General features: G+C 45.4%; 20 protein-coding genes. All 20 read left to right on the top strand.

The window, feature by feature from the left end:
* Positions 1 to 65: 65 nt before the first annotated feature.
* The 20 genes from L5M71_RS07135 (at position 66) to L5M71_RS07040 (ending at position 15,017) form a co-directional block, all read left to right on the top strand.
* Positions 66 to 1,094 (top strand): hypothetical protein, encoded by a 1,029-nt coding sequence (locus tag L5M71_RS07135; RefSeq protein ID WP_263207958.1) that lies wholly within the window; start codon positions 66 to 68, stop codon positions 1,092 to 1,094.
* Positions 1,084 to 1,509 carry a hypothetical protein gene (locus L5M71_RS07130; RefSeq protein ID WP_263207956.1) on the top strand — a complete coding sequence of 142 codons (426 nt, stop codon included), beginning with the start codon at positions 1,084 to 1,086 and terminating at the stop codon, positions 1,507 to 1,509. The genes L5M71_RS07135 and L5M71_RS07130 overlap by 11 nt, the downstream gene beginning before the upstream one ends.
* Before the next feature lie 370 nt (positions 1,510 to 1,879).
* Positions 1,880 to 2,149 (top strand): hypothetical protein, encoded by a 270-nt coding sequence (locus L5M71_RS07125; RefSeq protein ID WP_259516045.1) that lies wholly within the window; start codon positions 1,880 to 1,882, stop codon positions 2,147 to 2,149.
* Between the two features lie 67 nt (positions 2,150 to 2,216).
* Positions 2,217 to 2,720 carry a hypothetical protein gene (locus tag L5M71_RS07120; RefSeq protein ID WP_263207952.1) on the top strand — a complete coding sequence of 168 codons (504 nt, stop codon included), beginning with the start codon at positions 2,217 to 2,219 and terminating at the stop codon, positions 2,718 to 2,720.
* Between the two features lie 13 nt (positions 2,721 to 2,733).
* On the top strand, positions 2,734 to 3,003 hold the full coding sequence (locus L5M71_RS07115) for a hypothetical protein (RefSeq protein ID WP_259516049.1): 270 nt from the start codon (positions 2,734 to 2,736) through the stop codon (positions 3,001 to 3,003).
* Positions 3,004 to 3,222 (top strand): hypothetical protein, encoded by a 219-nt coding sequence (locus tag L5M71_RS07110; protein ID WP_259516051.1) that lies wholly within the window; start codon positions 3,004 to 3,006, stop codon positions 3,220 to 3,222. It abuts the gene before it with no gap.
* 376 nt (positions 3,223 to 3,598) lie between these two features.
* Positions 3,599 to 4,168, top strand: coding sequence for a terminase small subunit (locus L5M71_RS07105; protein WP_263207947.1), 570 nt, complete (start codon positions 3,599 to 3,601; stop codon positions 4,166 to 4,168).
* Positions 4,083 to 6,116, top strand: coding sequence for a phage terminase large subunit family protein (locus L5M71_RS07100; protein WP_263207946.1), 2,034 nt, complete (start codon positions 4,083 to 4,085; stop codon positions 6,114 to 6,116). The genes L5M71_RS07105 and L5M71_RS07100 overlap by 86 nt, the downstream gene beginning before the upstream one ends.
* A complete protein-coding gene (locus L5M71_RS07095; RefSeq protein WP_263207944.1) occupies positions 6,116 to 6,634 on the top strand; it encodes a hypothetical protein in 519 nt (172 codons plus the stop codon). Before L5M71_RS07100 ends, L5M71_RS07095 begins: the two co-directional genes overlap by 1 nt.
* Positions 6,631 to 8,103 (top strand): phage portal protein, encoded by a 1,473-nt coding sequence (locus tag L5M71_RS07090; RefSeq protein ID WP_263207942.1) that lies wholly within the window; start codon positions 6,631 to 6,633, stop codon positions 8,101 to 8,103. Before L5M71_RS07095 ends, L5M71_RS07090 begins: the two co-directional genes overlap by 4 nt.
* Entirely contained in the window at positions 8,072 to 9,931 is a 1,860-nt protein-coding gene (locus L5M71_RS07085; protein WP_263207940.1) for a phage major capsid protein, read from the top strand. Before L5M71_RS07090 ends, L5M71_RS07085 begins: the two co-directional genes overlap by 32 nt.
* A gap of 55 nt (positions 9,932 to 9,986) precedes the next feature.
* On the top strand, positions 9,987 to 10,235 hold the full coding sequence (locus L5M71_RS07080) for a hypothetical protein (RefSeq protein WP_263207938.1): 249 nt from the start codon (positions 9,987 to 9,989) through the stop codon (positions 10,233 to 10,235).
* Entirely contained in the window at positions 10,235 to 10,576 is a 342-nt protein-coding gene (locus tag L5M71_RS07075) for a hypothetical protein (protein WP_263207935.1), read from the top strand. Before L5M71_RS07080 ends, L5M71_RS07075 begins: the two co-directional genes overlap by 1 nt.
* Entirely contained in the window at positions 10,539 to 11,177 is a 639-nt protein-coding gene (locus L5M71_RS07070) for a hypothetical protein (protein ID WP_263207932.1), read from the top strand. Before L5M71_RS07075 ends, L5M71_RS07070 begins: the two co-directional genes overlap by 38 nt.
* Complete coding sequence (locus L5M71_RS07065; RefSeq protein WP_263207930.1) at positions 11,174 to 11,707, top strand: hypothetical protein; 534 nt, start codon at positions 11,174 to 11,176, stop codon at positions 11,705 to 11,707. Before L5M71_RS07070 ends, L5M71_RS07065 begins: the two co-directional genes overlap by 4 nt.
* Positions 11,691 to 12,296 carry a phage baseplate assembly protein V gene (locus tag L5M71_RS07060; protein WP_263207927.1) on the top strand — a complete coding sequence of 202 codons (606 nt, stop codon included), beginning with the start codon at positions 11,691 to 11,693 and terminating at the stop codon, positions 12,294 to 12,296. Before L5M71_RS07065 ends, L5M71_RS07060 begins: the two co-directional genes overlap by 17 nt.
* On the top strand, positions 12,293 to 12,637 hold the full coding sequence (locus L5M71_RS07055) for a phage baseplate protein (RefSeq protein ID WP_263207925.1): 345 nt from the start codon (positions 12,293 to 12,295) through the stop codon (positions 12,635 to 12,637). Before L5M71_RS07060 ends, L5M71_RS07055 begins: the two co-directional genes overlap by 4 nt.
* A complete protein-coding gene (locus tag L5M71_RS07050) occupies positions 12,624 to 13,625 on the top strand; it encodes a baseplate J/gp47 family protein (protein ID WP_263207923.1) in 1,002 nt (333 codons plus the stop codon). The genes L5M71_RS07055 and L5M71_RS07050 overlap by 14 nt, the downstream gene beginning before the upstream one ends.
* The gene (locus tag L5M71_RS07045) at positions 13,585 to 14,217 is read left to right on the top strand and encodes a phage tail protein I (RefSeq protein ID WP_263207921.1); all 633 of its coding nucleotides are present in this window, start codon (positions 13,585 to 13,587) and stop codon (positions 14,215 to 14,217) included. The genes L5M71_RS07050 and L5M71_RS07045 overlap by 41 nt, the downstream gene beginning before the upstream one ends.
* Positions 14,214 to 15,017: a phage tail protein gene (locus L5M71_RS07040; protein ID WP_263207919.1), complete on the top strand. Its 804-nt coding sequence runs from the start codon at positions 14,214 to 14,216 to the stop codon at positions 15,015 to 15,017. The genes L5M71_RS07045 and L5M71_RS07040 overlap by 4 nt, the downstream gene beginning before the upstream one ends.
* Position 15,018: the final 1 nt, after the last annotated feature.

Raw genomic sequence — 15,018 nt, 5'->3', positions numbered from 1 at the left:
CGTGCTTTAGTTCGTTAAGTGTATTAAAGTACGACTTAAAGTTATTTATACGAACAAAAAGACGTATGGCTAGGAAAACCTTAAAAATTACTCCCGAACAAATTCAATCACTCAGACTTAAAGCTGGGCTCACACAAAAGCAAGCTGCTGAAGTTGTGCATGTTTCAATTAGGCAGTGGCAGAAGTTTGAAGAAGCAGAGACATCAGGAACACATGTTCGCATTGGCGATGCCACCTTAGAGTTATTTTGCTTAAAGACTGGGCTGTCATACCCACCTCAGTTTAGTGATGGGTATCATCATGGAAAGGTGATCAGTTTTGCCGGCGGGGCTGGAGGTATGGCGCGTTCTTCCTTAACTCGTGATATGGCGATTCTATTGGCTAGTGATGGTTATGATGTGTTAGTCATCGTGAGTGAAAAATATAGCCAACTAAAAGCCGCTGAGAAGTTATTTACATACTCAAATCAACCTTATCCAAAAATTCTTTATGAAGAAGATATTAATTGGAATGGACATTCTTACTATAAATCATCTTTTGCAGAGATTATTAAGCATTATGACTTTATCTTTTTTGATCTTGAGACTGGTGTCCGTCATTTAGTGGCGAATCATTTTCCTATTGATCTTGTTATTACTCCTGGTCGTCCCTATGACAGATTTGATGTTTCTGTTGCAAATAGCAGAACGCTTCGCATGCGCCAAAAAGAGGGACTTTTTGAAAAATCTAGCACTAAACTTGCCTTTTTATTGATCGATGTAAAAACGGATTATGTGTTTAATTTCTCGAGCTATGTCGGTGATAATTTTAGTGATGATCTGATAGAAGAGGCTTTGTATTACCCGAATATTTATCGGAAAAGATATTCAGAAGAGTTGGCGACATTGTATGAATTAGAGCAGGAGGGAGTGTATGTTTTTAATGCTTATACTACAGCAACTTATGATTATTATAGTTATTTAACGATCGACAAACATAAAGGCAATGAGGTGGTTATGCATTATCTTGATAATCCAAATACTATCGCAGCACATGACTTACGTTCAATTAAGAAAGAGATGCTGACATTGTTGGGGGTGAATAATGATAAGTAAGATAAGTGATTTTGCTCTTCAATTTAGAGCCGCTCTTGATATGTACAGTAACAGCATAGAATTACCGCACTTTTACAATTTCCCTAGAAACTGCTGTGAAGGGACATCGATTTATTTTGCTTTCTTGGCGATGCAATTGTTTCCCTCTGCAAATGTTGAAGTGGTACATGCTTGGAACTTAGATGATGAACATCATTATTGGGTTGATATTGATGGGTTAGTTTTTGATTTGACTGCGGATCAGTTTGACGAATGTAATGCTCCAATTATTGGTGACGCTCAAAGTCCTTTAAGTCAGATGTTTCCAATATACGAGCGTTCTTTTGCTTCGGTTGCGATATGTGATTATGACGCCATTGATGAAGATAGTAAAAATTTGGTTTATCAGACTATTTTGAAAATGTTAGATGTTTAGCGGGTGAGATGGTACTGAGATCGTCATGCTATTTTAGTAATACGTTAGCCCTGTTGGTGTCAGCATATAAAGTGATGTTATTGCATCAGCCTCAGAGAAGGATGCAATCATTTAGACATTTAGGGCCGTATCGGAGTAAAGGAAACGCCTCTAATGTCAGTTAAGCGACAAATTTGCAGTTAAATCCATAAGGTAGATGCTGCTTTAGTTAGGGTTTAAGCCACTAAAGGGCTAAAAAGGGACATATTTAGGGCTAACTTTGAAGCCGAAAAACTGTACAGTATTGATATGCTCACCGAAGCAACAACTTAAATCTTCCCATTTAAAGCTCAGCTAATCGCTGGGCTTTTTTATTGCCTGAAATCTACTTATGAAATGTGTATTAACAAAAGCCAGTGAATGGAAAGGCCGGCTAATCGCCTACGGTGGTGGAAGTGGGATAAGTGCTTTTTCAAGTGAGGTTGCAGCAAAGGCACAGCAAGCTGCAGATGTAGCAGCACAGATCCCCACTTCGGCCTTAACAATTTCAACTTTAGTTTCTATTGGCGGTTTGACAGTCGTTGCTGGTCGTCTTGTCTTTGACATTTGGAAATATCTCGACTTGCGTAGAAGGCGGAAATTGGAAGATGAGGAATCGTAAGCCAATCAAATAGTCATTACGTGGCCCTGCAATCTAGCGGGGCTTTTTGTATATGGGAATTATCTGTATGAGTAATTTAACCGTTCACTATGGCTTAGTTAGTAAGTCACAAGCCATTGAATATGCGAAGGCTATTTGTAGTGTTTTTAGTAGCAATGAGCATGCAGTCGCTCTCTTAGTTGAAACCGCAGCAGCAGAAACATTGCTAGGGGCTTATCGAGATCCTACGCCATATAACGCTGGTACGGGTGTGACACAAGTTGATGTTGGGACATTTAACTGGTTGAAGGAAAAATATAAAGGGCATTGGCTAGCTAAATCATTACTTGATTCTTTTGGTATTCATTTGGGGAAAGTGAGTTATTCGGAGCTGGAAACATCACCACTACTGAGTTTCATATTCTGTCGTCTTCGATATTACACAGTGCGGATTGCTATACCAGCGACTCGGGCTGAACGTGCTGAATATTGGAAGCGACACTACAACACATCGGCAGGTAAGGGCACTCCAAAAGAGTATTTGGAGCGCTGTGAGCTTGCCGGCGTAAACGAGCTACTTTCACGCAACTAACAGGAGACTGACTATGCGAAAGCTCATTACAACACTAGGACTAATGATGGCCATGGTGTTTATGCCGTTTGCAGCTATGGCGGCTGATGGCATGGCTGAATTACCTATCGTGGTTGATGGTTTGCCAGGATGGGTTGGAATTGTCGTGGCCATTGCTTATGGATTAGCACATGCGGTCGCATTACTGCCAGAAACTGTAACCAATAAGCTGCCTCAATGGGTTAAAAGTCTATTGAAGTATGTCGCGGCCAATTATGGCAAAGCAAAGAACAAAGGCACTTAGATGTCATGGGCTCAATTACTCGCCAAGTTATTGGTCCATTTAATTGAGTTAGCTGTTCAATTAAAGAGGCGTGATGATGAAGAAAAGCGTCAAGAGCGGCTTACTCAGGCTAAGTCTAATCCTGGGGATTACTTGCGCCAGTTTGGTCGGGTGCAGTGCGAATCAAGCACCTCCGTGTCTAGCAACACAGCCGACACTGAAGAACGTAACCGAAACTGACTCAGGCTTTATTGTCACTCATGACGATATGGCTCAGATAACTGTTTACATCGAGCAGCTGCGTCAGTGTGTTGGTATTGAGCGGTAGGGCTGGCTGAGGCTTCAATCAAAGCCAAAAGGGGGAGGCCCCACCCCTTTTGGGTCCTCCCTAGGGGGTTGGAACGTGACGGGGCTTAGACTCGCCGACTTTGCCCCATTTTATAGTTTAAAAATAGGTCCTTTCTTCCTAAGGGGTTGAGAAAGGACTAAATAGAAATAATTATTTAAATCAGATCGTTGATTCAAATTTAAAGTAAGGATTTGATCGCAAAAGTAAGGATGTTAGATCTATTGCGAACCATTCTTTTTATCCTTTCTTCAGGTAAATTTTTTGACTATGGCAAATGTTAATCGCAATGAATTTGCAGACATTATTGGGAAATCACCTAAGTGGGTAGGCAATTTGATTGATGCTGGCTTACCTCATGAGGGAGGTGGCGGTCGTGGAAAGCCTATGGTGATTAACACTGAGTTGGCAATTAACTGGCTGATAGAGCGTGAAGTAAAAAAGCAAATTGGTGATCTCCAAAGTGAAGACGGTGCACCAATTGAAGGAACTAAAGATGGTGAAGAGTTGCTTTTAACAATGGCTAAACGTCGTAAAGCTGATGTTGATGCTGCAAAAGCGGAGCAGTCAGTCATTGATTTAGAGGATATAGGCCAGTTTTTATACTCTATCTCGACACTTTATGGGAGTGAACTAAACAGTCTTGGAGCTCGTTTAGCTTCAGAGGTCGCACAAATAAATGAACCCGCAATGTGCAAACATCGAATTGACAGCGAATGCCGCCGTGTCCGCGCTGCCACGGCTGAACGCCTCCGTGGATTTGTTGCTGAATATCGTGCTCAACAGCGCAATGATGGTGGATGCGAAGCCATTGAGGAATGCGGCGAGTTGGGCGACTGATAATCGTATTATGCCACCAGGCTCTCCAATCCCTGGCCCATTTGATACCACAACAACTCCCTACATGTTGCCTGTATGCCAAGCGTTTGCAGAACCTCAATATATTCGTGTGACGTTTGTTATGGGCACCCAAATGGGGAAGTCCGCAACAATGCAAAATGTGATTGGTTGGAAGTTAGATGATGATCCCGCGCCAATTATTTATGTCGGACCTACAGAGTCAAACATTAATAACGTAGTCGAGCCCAAGATTGTCGAGATGTTCCAAGAGGCCAAGAGCCTATGGGTTAAGTTTGATAAGAAAAGCTCAAAGCATAAGAAGCGAATCGCAGGTGTTTCACTACGTTTTGCTTGGGCAGGCTCAGCGACTGAGCTTGCGTCTGACTCAGCAGTCATCACTTTGGTTGACGAGTTAGACCGTCCAGATGAAAACGCCACTGGTGAAGGCGACTTGGCTGAGATTGCCGAGGCGCGTGGGGATGCATATACCGATTCAAAACTGGGGCTAACCAGTACACCCACCCACGGTATCGTTACTGCATCACCTCACCCAGAAACAGGTCTTATTCATTGGGGAATTTCAGATAAAGGGAAAGTATCAAGCCCTATATGGCGGCAATGGGAAAAAGGTACCCGTCATGAATGGGCCGTTCCTTGCCCTGATTGCGATGAATATTTTATGCCGCGAAGCGAGTTGCTGTGGTGGCCAGGCATCGGCACCGATGATGAATGTACTCCAGCTCAAGCGGCGAAAGAAGCAAGACTGATTTGCCCACATTGCGGCACTCATATTGAAGATAACAATCGTCAGCGTATGAATGCGCGTGGTGTAGCTATTGCTCCTGGTCAGTCTATATCTGCACACGATGATAGGCATGTGAGCATTATGCAAGCAGGTCAGGAGCATGTTGTGCCGTTTCACGGAATGTTAGCCACAACTGATGGTAATGACCATTTCAGTCTTTGGGTTAGCGGCCTGTGCAGTTTTTCTGCAAAGAAAAGCTACGGATTTTTAGCCCGTAAATTGCTGGAAGCGTTAAAAAGTGGCAATCCAAACTCACTCTTAACGGTTTATAACACGGGTTTTGGCGAGATTTATGCCATAGCCGGTGAGGCACCAGAGTGGGAAGAAGTTTATGCACTGCGTTCAACGTATTCATCCGGTCAGGTTCCTGTTGGTTTTGACCAGCTAATTTGTACTGTTGACGTTCAAAAGAACCGACTTTATTACGTTCTCCGCGCTTGGCGTCCTGGCATGTCCAGTCGCTTAGTTGAGTGGGGAGAAGTTTGGGGTGACACCGACAAGCCAGAAGTTTGGAATGAACTTGGTGAGTTTTTAGAACAAGAGTGGGACGGTCACAAAATTCAACTTATGTGCGTTGATGCTGGCTTTAGAACTGATGAAGTATTGGCGTTCGTGCGCCGCTTTAAAGGTCGAGTTCGTGCCCTCATGGGGTTTGAGCGACTGCCTAAGCCGTTTCGTTTAGTTAGGCTTGAGGTAGACAAAAAAGGTAAGACTCGTTTACACGGAGATAAACGCTGGGACTTTGATACTACACTGGCGAAAGCATGGGTGCATAACCGAGTTCGCTGGCCCAAAGGCAAGGAAGGGGACTGGCTTATTCCGGCTGACATAACAGAGGAATACTGCCGCCACATCGTTGCTGAGGAATTTAACGAAGAAACCGGCAAGTGGAATCAAACCGCAAAACGAAACGATTACCTAGATTGTGAGGGGATGCAGTATATGGCCGCACGAATGCTACGAATTGACCGCAAAAAGTCAGTTGTATCAGATGATGAACCAGATGGCCCTGAGCATGATGATACCCAGCCTGATGACAGCGAAGAAACACCTCCTAAAGCCACCAGAAAGCCTGCTAAGCGTAAACGGTCTACGACTCGTAAGCGTTCAAGCGGCAGTGGATTCATAAGCCGGTATAGATAATGAATGAACCAATAAAAATTAGTGCCGGCACTACGGTTAGCTGGTCGTTTAATCATGCCTTGGCAAACAGCGGATGGCAGTTTCGTTATGCGCTGCGAGGCCCAGGTGCGATAGATATCGACGCATCAACCAGTGATGGTGTTGTCATTGTTAAACAGATGGCTGATGTCACTAGTGCATGGATTGCTGGTCAATACGAATGGCGCCTGTATGCAACGCTAGGAGCTGACCGTCAAGTAATAGGTTCTGGCCAGATAACGATTGAGGCTGATTTTAGTCAGTTATCAGCAGGTCACGATCCTCGCAGTCACGCTAAACGCATGCTAGATGCAATCAATACGGTGCTGGAAGGGCGGATTTTATCAGATCATGAAAGTTACACGATAAATGACCGCCGTCTAGACCGCATTCCAATTAAAGAGCTGTACGTCTTACGTCGGTCATACATCCGCAAGATTAGGCAAGAGAACGGAGTCGGATTTCAACTTAAACGTATTCGTTCGAGGTTGCCAGGATGAGTGAAATAGACACTAAAGAGACAGATCATAAAACTCGCCGTGGACCAGTAGGCCATCAGCGCTATGCATTAGCTGCTCAAGGCTTGAAAGGTCCACGTCTTGGTGGGTTGCCACTCAGCATTAACGAAGAACTCCGCCGAGACTTAGCGGCTATTAAGGCTCAAAGCCGCAGAGCGGGTAACGATGATGGCTATATCGTTAAGTTTTTGGCTATGTGCGAGACGCATGTGGTTGGCCCAGAGGGGTTCTCGTTCCAAAGTAAGGCGCAAATTTTCACAGGTAATGCTGATGACACTGCTGCCAACGACTTGATTGAAAAACATTTTAAAGATTGGGGGAAAAAGGGGTGTTGTGATGTAACAGGCCGTTTTAGTTGGCAAGACCTGCAAATGCTGTTTCTCAGAACCGTTGCGGAAGACGGTGAAATTCTGGTGCGGTTAGTTGAAGGGTTTCCGAATAAATACGGTTTTGCGTTGCAGCTGCTAGACAGCGCGCACTTAGATATTAATTACAACCGTGATTTAAAGGATGGCCGCCGCATTCGTATGGGGGTTGAGGTCGATGAATGGGACAGGCCAGTGGCTTATCACATTTTGACTCAACACCCTGGCGACAGGGTTTATTTCTACGGCAATGCCCGTTATGAGCGCATTCCTTCCAGTGAAATGCTGTTGGAGTTTTTACCACTGCGAGTGGGGCAACTGCGTGGTGTTCCATGGGCTCATGCAGCATTACTTGAAATGCATCACTTGCATGGCTACCGAGAAGCGGAATTGACGGGGGCCAGAATCGCAGCATCAAAGATGATTGCTTACGAGCCTGACTCCGATGTTGAGCCAGAAGATTACTCTGATGAGCCAGATTTTATAGAAGAAGTCGAGCCAGGCATGTCAGTTAGAGTCCCTTACGGTTACACGTTAAAAGAACTCAATTTCAACCAGTCTGGCAGTAATTTTACGTCATACATGAAAGAGGGTAAGCGCGGTGCAGCCAGTGGTTTAGATGTGAGTTACAACACGTTAGCAAATGATGGCGAAGGGATTAGCTTTTCCAGTTTGCGCCAGTTTGTTCTCGAAGACCGTGATGGTTGGAAGAAGAAACAGCGCTGGATGCGCCAAGCGTTCTGTGACGTGGTGAAGTCAACTTGGCTGCGAATGTCTTTACTCACCGGCGCCATCAAGGGTTTGCGGTTTAGTGAACTAGAGCGACTTGACAAGCATTGCTTCCAAGGCCGCCGGTGGGATTGGGTTGACCCGTTAAAAGACGAGAAAGCCAATACCGAAGCCATTAACAACATGACGAAATCCCCGTTCCAAATTATCCGAGAACGGGGTGATGACCCTGAAACGGTCATTAAAGAGCTAATTGAGTTTGAGGACCGAATTGCTGAGGTGCGTAAAGCTCGCGCTGCAGCACTGCAACAACAAGGGAACCAAGATGCCAGCAAAGAAAAAGAGCAAAACGCTTAAACTTGGCCGCCAGTTTCGAAACCTTACTTTTGTCCGTGAATCCGTCGATGTAGAAAACCGCACCGTTGAATTGAGTTTCTCTAGCGAGGAGCCCGTTGAGCGTTGGTTTGGCATGGAAATTCTTGGACATGCGCCTGGTGAGTGTGATTTGTCGAGACTGAACAATAGCGGCGCGTTTCTCATGGATCACAACACTCGTGATCAACGTGGAGCGATTGAAAGCGCCGTTATCGACCAAAAGAAAGGAAGGGCCATTATTCGCTTATCCAATAGCGTACGTGGCGAAGAACTATGGCAAGACCTAAAGGACGGTATCCGGCCGCATATCAGCGTTGGGTACAATATTTTAGAGATCATCCACGTTAAGCGAGATGCAAACGGGGTTGATTGGTATCGGGCGACCAAATGGCAGCCCTATGAAATTTCATCTGTATCTGTGCCAGCTGACACTTCAGTGGGGTTAGGCCGAAGTGATGATAACAACGACACAACTGATTTTAACATTGAACTAAGAGAGTTAGGTATGGACCCAGAAGATGATGTTTTAGAGCAAGAACAAGAACAAACCCGCGTTCAAAAGCCTGCCGGTAAGCCCCGCCAAAAAGCGCCAGCTGTGGCAGTAGATGAAGCAGCAGTGCGTAAGTTAGAAACTGAACGTTGCCAAGAAATCATGGCTATGGGTTCACAATTCGGTATGGGCCGCGAAGCTCAAGAAGCCATAGCCAATAGCGACTCAGTTGATAAGTTCCGTCAATTGGTTCTTGATAGTGTGCGTGATAAGAAAGTTAAACCCACTGGCACAGAAATGAATCTAGGGTTAGACGATAAAGACGTTCGCCGTTACAGCTTGATTAATGCGGTTCGCGCCAGTATCACAGGCAACTGGAAAAGTGCAGGTTTTGAGCGTGAAGTGTCCGTGGCTTTGGCCGATAAGATGGGCAAAGATGCGCGTGGTTTTTACGTCAACTATGAAATATTGGCACAACTAGGGCGTGCGGCGCCACAGTCAACTGGTGCAGGCATGGGGGGAGAGTTGGTTGCCACAGACCTGTGGAGCAGCCAGTTTATCGATCTACTGCGCCCTAATTCAATCGCTGCCGGCTTGGGTGTGCGTTTTGCGACAGGTCTGGTCGGTAACGTCGATATTCCTAAGATGACCAGCGGCGCGTCTTTCTACTGGATCGACGAAGACGAAGACGGTACCGAGTCTAATGTAGGATTAGGCATTGTTAAAATGTCACCTAAGACCATTGCCGGCGCAGTACCTATCACTCGTCGCTTGATGCAGCAATCCACGCCAGACATCGATTTACTGGTACGTGATGAATTGCTACGCGGTATCGGTCTGGGTATTGATAAGGCGGTATTCCTTGGAACGGGCCTCAATAACCAGCCACTGGGCATCAAAAACCAGACAGGTGTCCATGCGATTCCAATCCCTGCCGGTGGTTGGGATTGGAAGACTATTGTGGCGTTTGAAACCGCCGTGGCCGAGTCTAACGCCCTTGAGGCTAACATGGCCTACGTCATGCGTCCCACCCTGCGTGGCATCCTAAAAACCACAGAAAAGGCGGCTGGCACAGCCAAGTTCCTATGGGATGACAACCAAGTGAACGGTTATGCTGGTGTGGTATCTACTCAGTTTGAACCTGATGCCATGTTACATGGTGACTTTAGCCAGGCACTTGTTGGTATGTGGGGTGCTCTTGACCTTACCGTTGATAAGTCAACCAAGGCAGCTAGTGGTGGTACTGTGCTGCGCGTGTTCCAGGATGCAGACGTTGCTATCCGCCATAGTGCTGCCTTTGGCTACGGCAAGAAAGTGTAATAACCCTTAAGTTACGGCGCCCATGAGGCGCCTTTTTTATATCTGGAGTGAACTCATGAAAGTTCAAATTATTTCTGGCGTGATGATCCGTGGTACCGCTGTATTTCCAAAGACAGGCGAAGGTAAGAGCGAGGTGGATTCTGTCGTAGAAGTCAGCAAAGCAGAAGCTCGTGATTTAGTACGTGCCGGTCAAGCTAAAGTGGTTAAGGACTCAATCAAGGTAACCGTTGAAATCAAAGACCCAGAAGGCGAAGCTGATGCACTGGATGACTTCTTTGGTGACGACGCAGACGAGCAAGAGTAATGATAGGGGCCAATGATTTTGGGGTTTTCTTTAACCCTAATGAATTTGGCTCACCGGCTATTTTGCATCTACCAGGTGTTGATAAGCCGGTGACGGTCATTTTTAAAGATCCCAATAAAACCGCTAAGTTAAAGCATGGCGGCTTTATTGACAACAAATCGGCCTCAATCTTATTACCCTCTGCCGATGCCATTGGTGTCTGCATTCGTTCACTGGTCACCGTTGCTGGTCAGCAGTGGATTGTTGAGCGACCACCCGCGCCAGATGGCAATGGTATGACTCAAATTTACTTGGGAGTCATAGATGCAAATCAATCAGCAAAGCCTGCTATTCAATATTGACCCAAGTGAGCTAGAAGGCGTCCAGTTAATGCTGGGCGCCACTGAAAAAGAAATGATGGCCGCTTATAACCGCGCTATTGCGAGAACGTCGGTAACGATGAAATCGCAGGGTGCGCGGTTGATACGCGAAGGTATGGATGCCAAAAGTTTAAAAGAAATTCGTAAGCGTATGCAGGCATATAAGTACGCTTTCAGGCTTGGGCAAACAGGCCAGTCACTTGACGAATTAAAGCTGTGGTTTGGCCTAAACGATATGTCTGTAGGTCGCTTAAAAGGTCGGATTAGCAGATTGGGCACAAAACGAGCCCCTTCTGGTGCCGCTTTCAATTCCAGCAAGTTAGGTAAAACTGAATTTAAAGATGGCTTTGTGACTAAGTTGCGAAGTAAGCGGTCGATTTTTTCCCGCAAAGGAGCCGCAAGGTTCCCTGTTCGTGAGGCTCAAGTCGCTGTGGCCGACCCTGTGCAAATCAAATTGGAAGATGAAATCTTTGCCAGTTTACCAGAGGTGTTCATGCAGCATTACACCACGGATATGAAAGGCAGAGTCGCGGGGCGTGATTCAATAGCTGGCCGTCAACGGAAATGGAATAAATTTGCATGAGTAAAGGCATCCACTTAACTGAATACCATGAAGCTATCCAGCGCTGGCTTAAATCTAATGCGCCTTGGCTTAAAAGTGTTGAGTATTATCCAGAACTCACCTCGCCACTAGACACGCCTTGCGCGTTCTTTTCTGTTAGTGGTTGGGAGCCAGTTGAAAATCAGCCTGGCAATGGCCAGCTTGAAGTATTGATCCACTGTGAAGTTCTTGCCGTTATTGGCATTAAAGAGATCACACATCAACTCGATGCACGAAATGCTGCAATGTTTTTGAGTGTGATCCTCCAGAACACTAATTTTGATTTAAAAGTGAAGCCGGCACAGGTCATTAGTGCTGATGCTGATGCCACTGAACCGGATTTAGACGCCTACTCTGTTTGGTCGGTAAAGTTCGTGCAAAAAGCTAATATTGGCATGCCAATACTTGAAGTCGACGAGGAACGGGGCATTCGCGTAGCCATTAATCCTACTGATATAAATGACCCTGCCGAGTATGACTCGTTGGAGAGTTTCAATGAGACAACTACTTGAGCAAGTTGTGAGCGAAATGCTGAACCCTTACCTTGAGCGAATGGAAGAATTAAGCGCTGAGGTTGAAGAATTACGCCGCCGGCAACAGTTGATGATTCGCTTGGGAAAAGTGAGTCAAATAGGCAAAGGCAATCAAACTATCAAAGTGGCTCACGGCGACCTAACGACACCATTTATTAAGTGGTTCTCTCAGTCAGCTGGACGAGTTTCTAGCTATCGCTGCCCCACAGTTGGCGAGCAAGCGTTGATTTTAAATTTTGGTGGCGGCAACACCGGCGCACAAAGCATTGCGTTGGTCGGTATCGACTCTAGCCAGTTCCCTTTTCCCTCAGATAAACCAGAACAGGTGGTAACCATGTTCGGTGACCAGTGCGCTCAAATGTGGGATATGGACGAGGGGACATTAACGCTGAAAGCTGCACAAAAGATCATATTGGATACAAAGCTAGTTCAGGCGACTAAAGATGTCGAAGCAGCTGGTGATGTGAGCGACCACACGCGCAGTATGCAAGGAGATCGAGATATATATAACGGTCATCAACACCCTAACGGCAATCCAAAAACACAGGCTCCGGAGCAAAAACAATGATAGGCATTGACCGGCACTCAGGCCGTAAAATCGACGGAATGGAGCAGCTGGTTAGCCGCATTATTCAAGTCATGACAACGCCGCTTTCTGGTCGAGCCAAACGCCCAAAGTTTGGTAGCAGAGTTCGCGAAACATTGGGTGTCAATATGTCAGATAGCATGCTGATACAGACTCAAAGTTTTGCGATTGAGGCTTTTTATAATCCAGCCAATGGACTCAAGGATTTTGTTCCTAGCCGTTGTATTGCGAGACGCCATGACACAGGACTTCATTTATATTTTGAAGGAAAGTGGAATGGGCGCTCTGTTCAATTTGAGGTGCCAGTCAATGTTTCCGCATGAAAATCCATTACCCAAACCGGACATCATTACTACGCCAGTTTTTGAGACGTTACTGGCCAATGTTAAAGCTGAGGTATTGGCTTATATTGAGCAGAACGCGCCAGGGACCGTGGATGCCGTCAGAGAAACACTCAGTAATGAGGCTGAGGTTTTAACAAAAATAGTAGAAGCATTTGCTGTTATATTGCAAAACGTTACTCGCCGCATAAATGCTCAGGCATTGCAAATGTTTGGCATGTATGCGACTGAAAATGCCATGGTTGATTTGATAGCCAGCCAATTAGGTGTCACTCGTTTAACCATATCAGCTGGTGACGCTAACGCATTCCCACCAGTCGAGCCGGTTATGGAGAGCAACGCCGCATTATTGACACGGTATTATCTCGCGGCCTACGCATTGGCAAGCACCGGCACAAGGTCTGGGTACCGTTTTCATGCAATGACCTTGGGTGGCCGTCCAACTGTTCATGTCGAAAGCCCTACAAAGAATAAAGTGATTGTCACTTATGAGTTTACAGAGCATGAAGATGCTGGAAAAACCAAAGATGCTCAAGCTAGAAAAGTTGCGCCTGGCGAGGTTGATTGCTACATCTTATCTCATGATGCAGAAGGCATTCCGGAGCAATCTCTGATTGATGCCACACAGCAATATTTGCAGCGTGATGATATAGGACAAGAAACTGATTTAATCGTTGTAAAGCAGCCAACAATCCCTAAATGGTCATGTAATGCAGTGTTATACATGCGCTCAGGATTTGACGAAAATATCGTTAAATTAGCTGCAGAAAAAGCTGTGCGTAAATATGGATTAGAGCAACATCGTCTTGGCGGTCAGATTGAACCATCTATGTTGTATAACGTGTTGCTGTTATCTACTAGCGCCAGTCGAGCCGATTTAATACAACCGACACAGCCATTGCGCTGTGAATTTAGTGAGGCGCCTTATCTTGAGTCAGTCAACATTACCGTCCTCGCTGATAACGTATAGCGTTTTACCTGACAACCGCAGTCCTTTAGAGCGTTCTATTGAATTATCACTTAGTGAGCAATTATATAATATCAAAAATCCATATCCTGAGTTATTGAATGCGTACAAAACATCAATAGATGTACTGCCATATTTAGCAGCTGAAAAACAAGTTGCCGATTGGTCATCATCGGATAGTGAAATAGAAAAACGTTCAACGGTTGCAAATCAGTATCAGGTATTCAAACAGGCAGGGACGATTGCAGGTATTCGTCTAGCATTATCCAGTTTAAACAGTGAGACAGAAATACAGCGCTGGTATGAGTATGGTGGCGAACCTTATCACATGCGTATACGAGTTTGGATAACAGCTGCACCAGACGAGGATCGTTTATATCGTCTTAGTCAGCGAATTACCCACGCAAAATCTGAACGTGATGTATTTAGTCTTGGCGTAGGAATTAAGCAAAAAGGCAGCATTTACATCGGTGGCGCCGTTTATTTAGCCCCACGGATGATTTTTGGCCCATGGATACCTCCAGTCATTTCAGCAAAGGGCGCAATTTTTAGCGGTGGCGCCATCGTTTCGGCATTTAAGGTAATAGCAAAATGAATCAAGATCTAATTAATCAGGGTGTGATTATTACCGCTTTGGGTGAATCGCTGATAGAGAACGCCGCCATCTCAGGCGTAAGTTTGAAACTAAAACAGTTTTCAATCGGTGATGGTGGTAGTGATAATTTCAATCCTACGTATGAAACGCTTAAAGCCCTAACGGCCATACCTGGCGAGTGGGATAAGCGGAATTTGATTGATGTATATAACAACCCAGACGGTGCTGGTTATATCGCTGAAGGTTTGGTACCTCATGATGTCGGTGAGGGAAAGTATTGCCGAATTGCAGGGTATTGGACGATTGATAATAAGCTATTCGCTGTCCATTTAATTCCAGCATGGCAGAAGCCAGCTAATAGCGGGAACTTGCTCATTGAGCTGCCACTGAAAGCATATTTTGTTACCAGTGACCAAGTTCAAATCACACTGCATATTGATCCCAGTTTAGTTGCAGCAACGCGGGAGTATGTTGATAAGAAAACGGTTCGTTTCCCTCATAAGTTAACACGAAATCCTGTTGGGCATATCTGCAGCGGTTTATCTCAAAGAGAAGTCGTTATTTTTGACCAAGGTCAGTCAGCCTCTATTACGTTAAATGCCGCAAAATTACAGATAGGCGATGTAATTGAAGTCAGAAAACGCAAAAAATCTGGGCGAATAGATATATTGGGAACAGTCAACATCGATGTCCCTGACGGCGTAGCAGAGCTAAATCATTGGCTACCAGACGGTAAGGCTGGAACGCTAATTTTTGAGTGCGTTGGCGTTAATCAGTTGCAATATGTAGGGGGGTATTAGT

It is taken from the genome of Shewanella sp. SW1 (genome assembly GCF_025653545.1).
Classification (GTDB): domain Bacteria; phylum Pseudomonadota; class Gammaproteobacteria; order Enterobacterales; family Shewanellaceae; genus Shewanella; species Shewanella oncorhynchi.
Note: the sequence above shows the minus strand (reverse complement) of the source record. Positions and strands in the feature narration are given on the sequence as shown.

What these genes read in the sequence shown, in the direction of transcription:
- L5M71_RS07135 (WP_263207958.1), top strand. Translation starts at nt 66, where the DNA reads ATGGCTAGGAAAACCTTAAAAATTACTCCCGAACAAATTCAATCACTC.
- L5M71_RS07130 (WP_263207956.1), top strand. Translation starts at nt 1,084, where the DNA reads ATGATAAGTAAGATAAGTGATTTTGCTCTTCAATTTAGAGCCGCTCTT.
- L5M71_RS07125 (WP_259516045.1), top strand. Translation starts at nt 1,880, where the DNA reads ATGAAATGTGTATTAACAAAAGCCAGTGAATGGAAAGGCCGGCTAATC.
- L5M71_RS07120 (WP_263207952.1), top strand. Translation starts at nt 2,217, where the DNA reads ATGAGTAATTTAACCGTTCACTATGGCTTAGTTAGTAAGTCACAAGCC.
- L5M71_RS07115 (WP_259516049.1), top strand. Translation starts at nt 2,734, where the DNA reads ATGCGAAAGCTCATTACAACACTAGGACTAATGATGGCCATGGTGTTT.
- L5M71_RS07110 (WP_259516051.1), top strand. Translation starts at nt 3,004, where the DNA reads ATGTCATGGGCTCAATTACTCGCCAAGTTATTGGTCCATTTAATTGAG.
- L5M71_RS07105 (WP_263207947.1), top strand. Translation starts at nt 3,599, where the DNA reads ATGGCAAATGTTAATCGCAATGAATTTGCAGACATTATTGGGAAATCA.
- L5M71_RS07095 (WP_263207944.1), top strand. Translation starts at nt 6,116, where the DNA reads ATGAATGAACCAATAAAAATTAGTGCCGGCACTACGGTTAGCTGGTCG.
- L5M71_RS07090 (WP_263207942.1), top strand. Translation starts at nt 6,631, where the DNA reads ATGAGTGAAATAGACACTAAAGAGACAGATCATAAAACTCGCCGTGGA.
- L5M71_RS07085 (WP_263207940.1), top strand. Translation starts at nt 8,072, where the DNA reads ATGCCAGCAAAGAAAAAGAGCAAAACGCTTAAACTTGGCCGCCAGTTT.
- L5M71_RS07080 (WP_263207938.1), top strand. Translation starts at nt 9,987, where the DNA reads ATGAAAGTTCAAATTATTTCTGGCGTGATGATCCGTGGTACCGCTGTA.
- L5M71_RS07075 (WP_263207935.1), top strand. Translation starts at nt 10,235, where the DNA reads ATGATAGGGGCCAATGATTTTGGGGTTTTCTTTAACCCTAATGAATTT.
- L5M71_RS07070 (WP_263207932.1), top strand. Translation starts at nt 10,539, where the DNA reads ATGCAAATCAATCAGCAAAGCCTGCTATTCAATATTGACCCAAGTGAG.
- L5M71_RS07065 (WP_263207930.1), top strand. Translation starts at nt 11,174, where the DNA reads ATGAGTAAAGGCATCCACTTAACTGAATACCATGAAGCTATCCAGCGC.
- L5M71_RS07060 (WP_263207927.1), top strand. Translation starts at nt 11,691, where the DNA reads ATGAGACAACTACTTGAGCAAGTTGTGAGCGAAATGCTGAACCCTTAC.
- L5M71_RS07055 (WP_263207925.1), top strand. Translation starts at nt 12,293, where the DNA reads ATGATAGGCATTGACCGGCACTCAGGCCGTAAAATCGACGGAATGGAG.
- L5M71_RS07050 (WP_263207923.1), top strand. Translation starts at nt 12,624, where the DNA reads ATGTTTCCGCATGAAAATCCATTACCCAAACCGGACATCATTACTACG.
- L5M71_RS07040 (WP_263207919.1), top strand. Translation starts at nt 14,214, where the DNA reads ATGAATCAAGATCTAATTAATCAGGGTGTGATTATTACCGCTTTGGGT.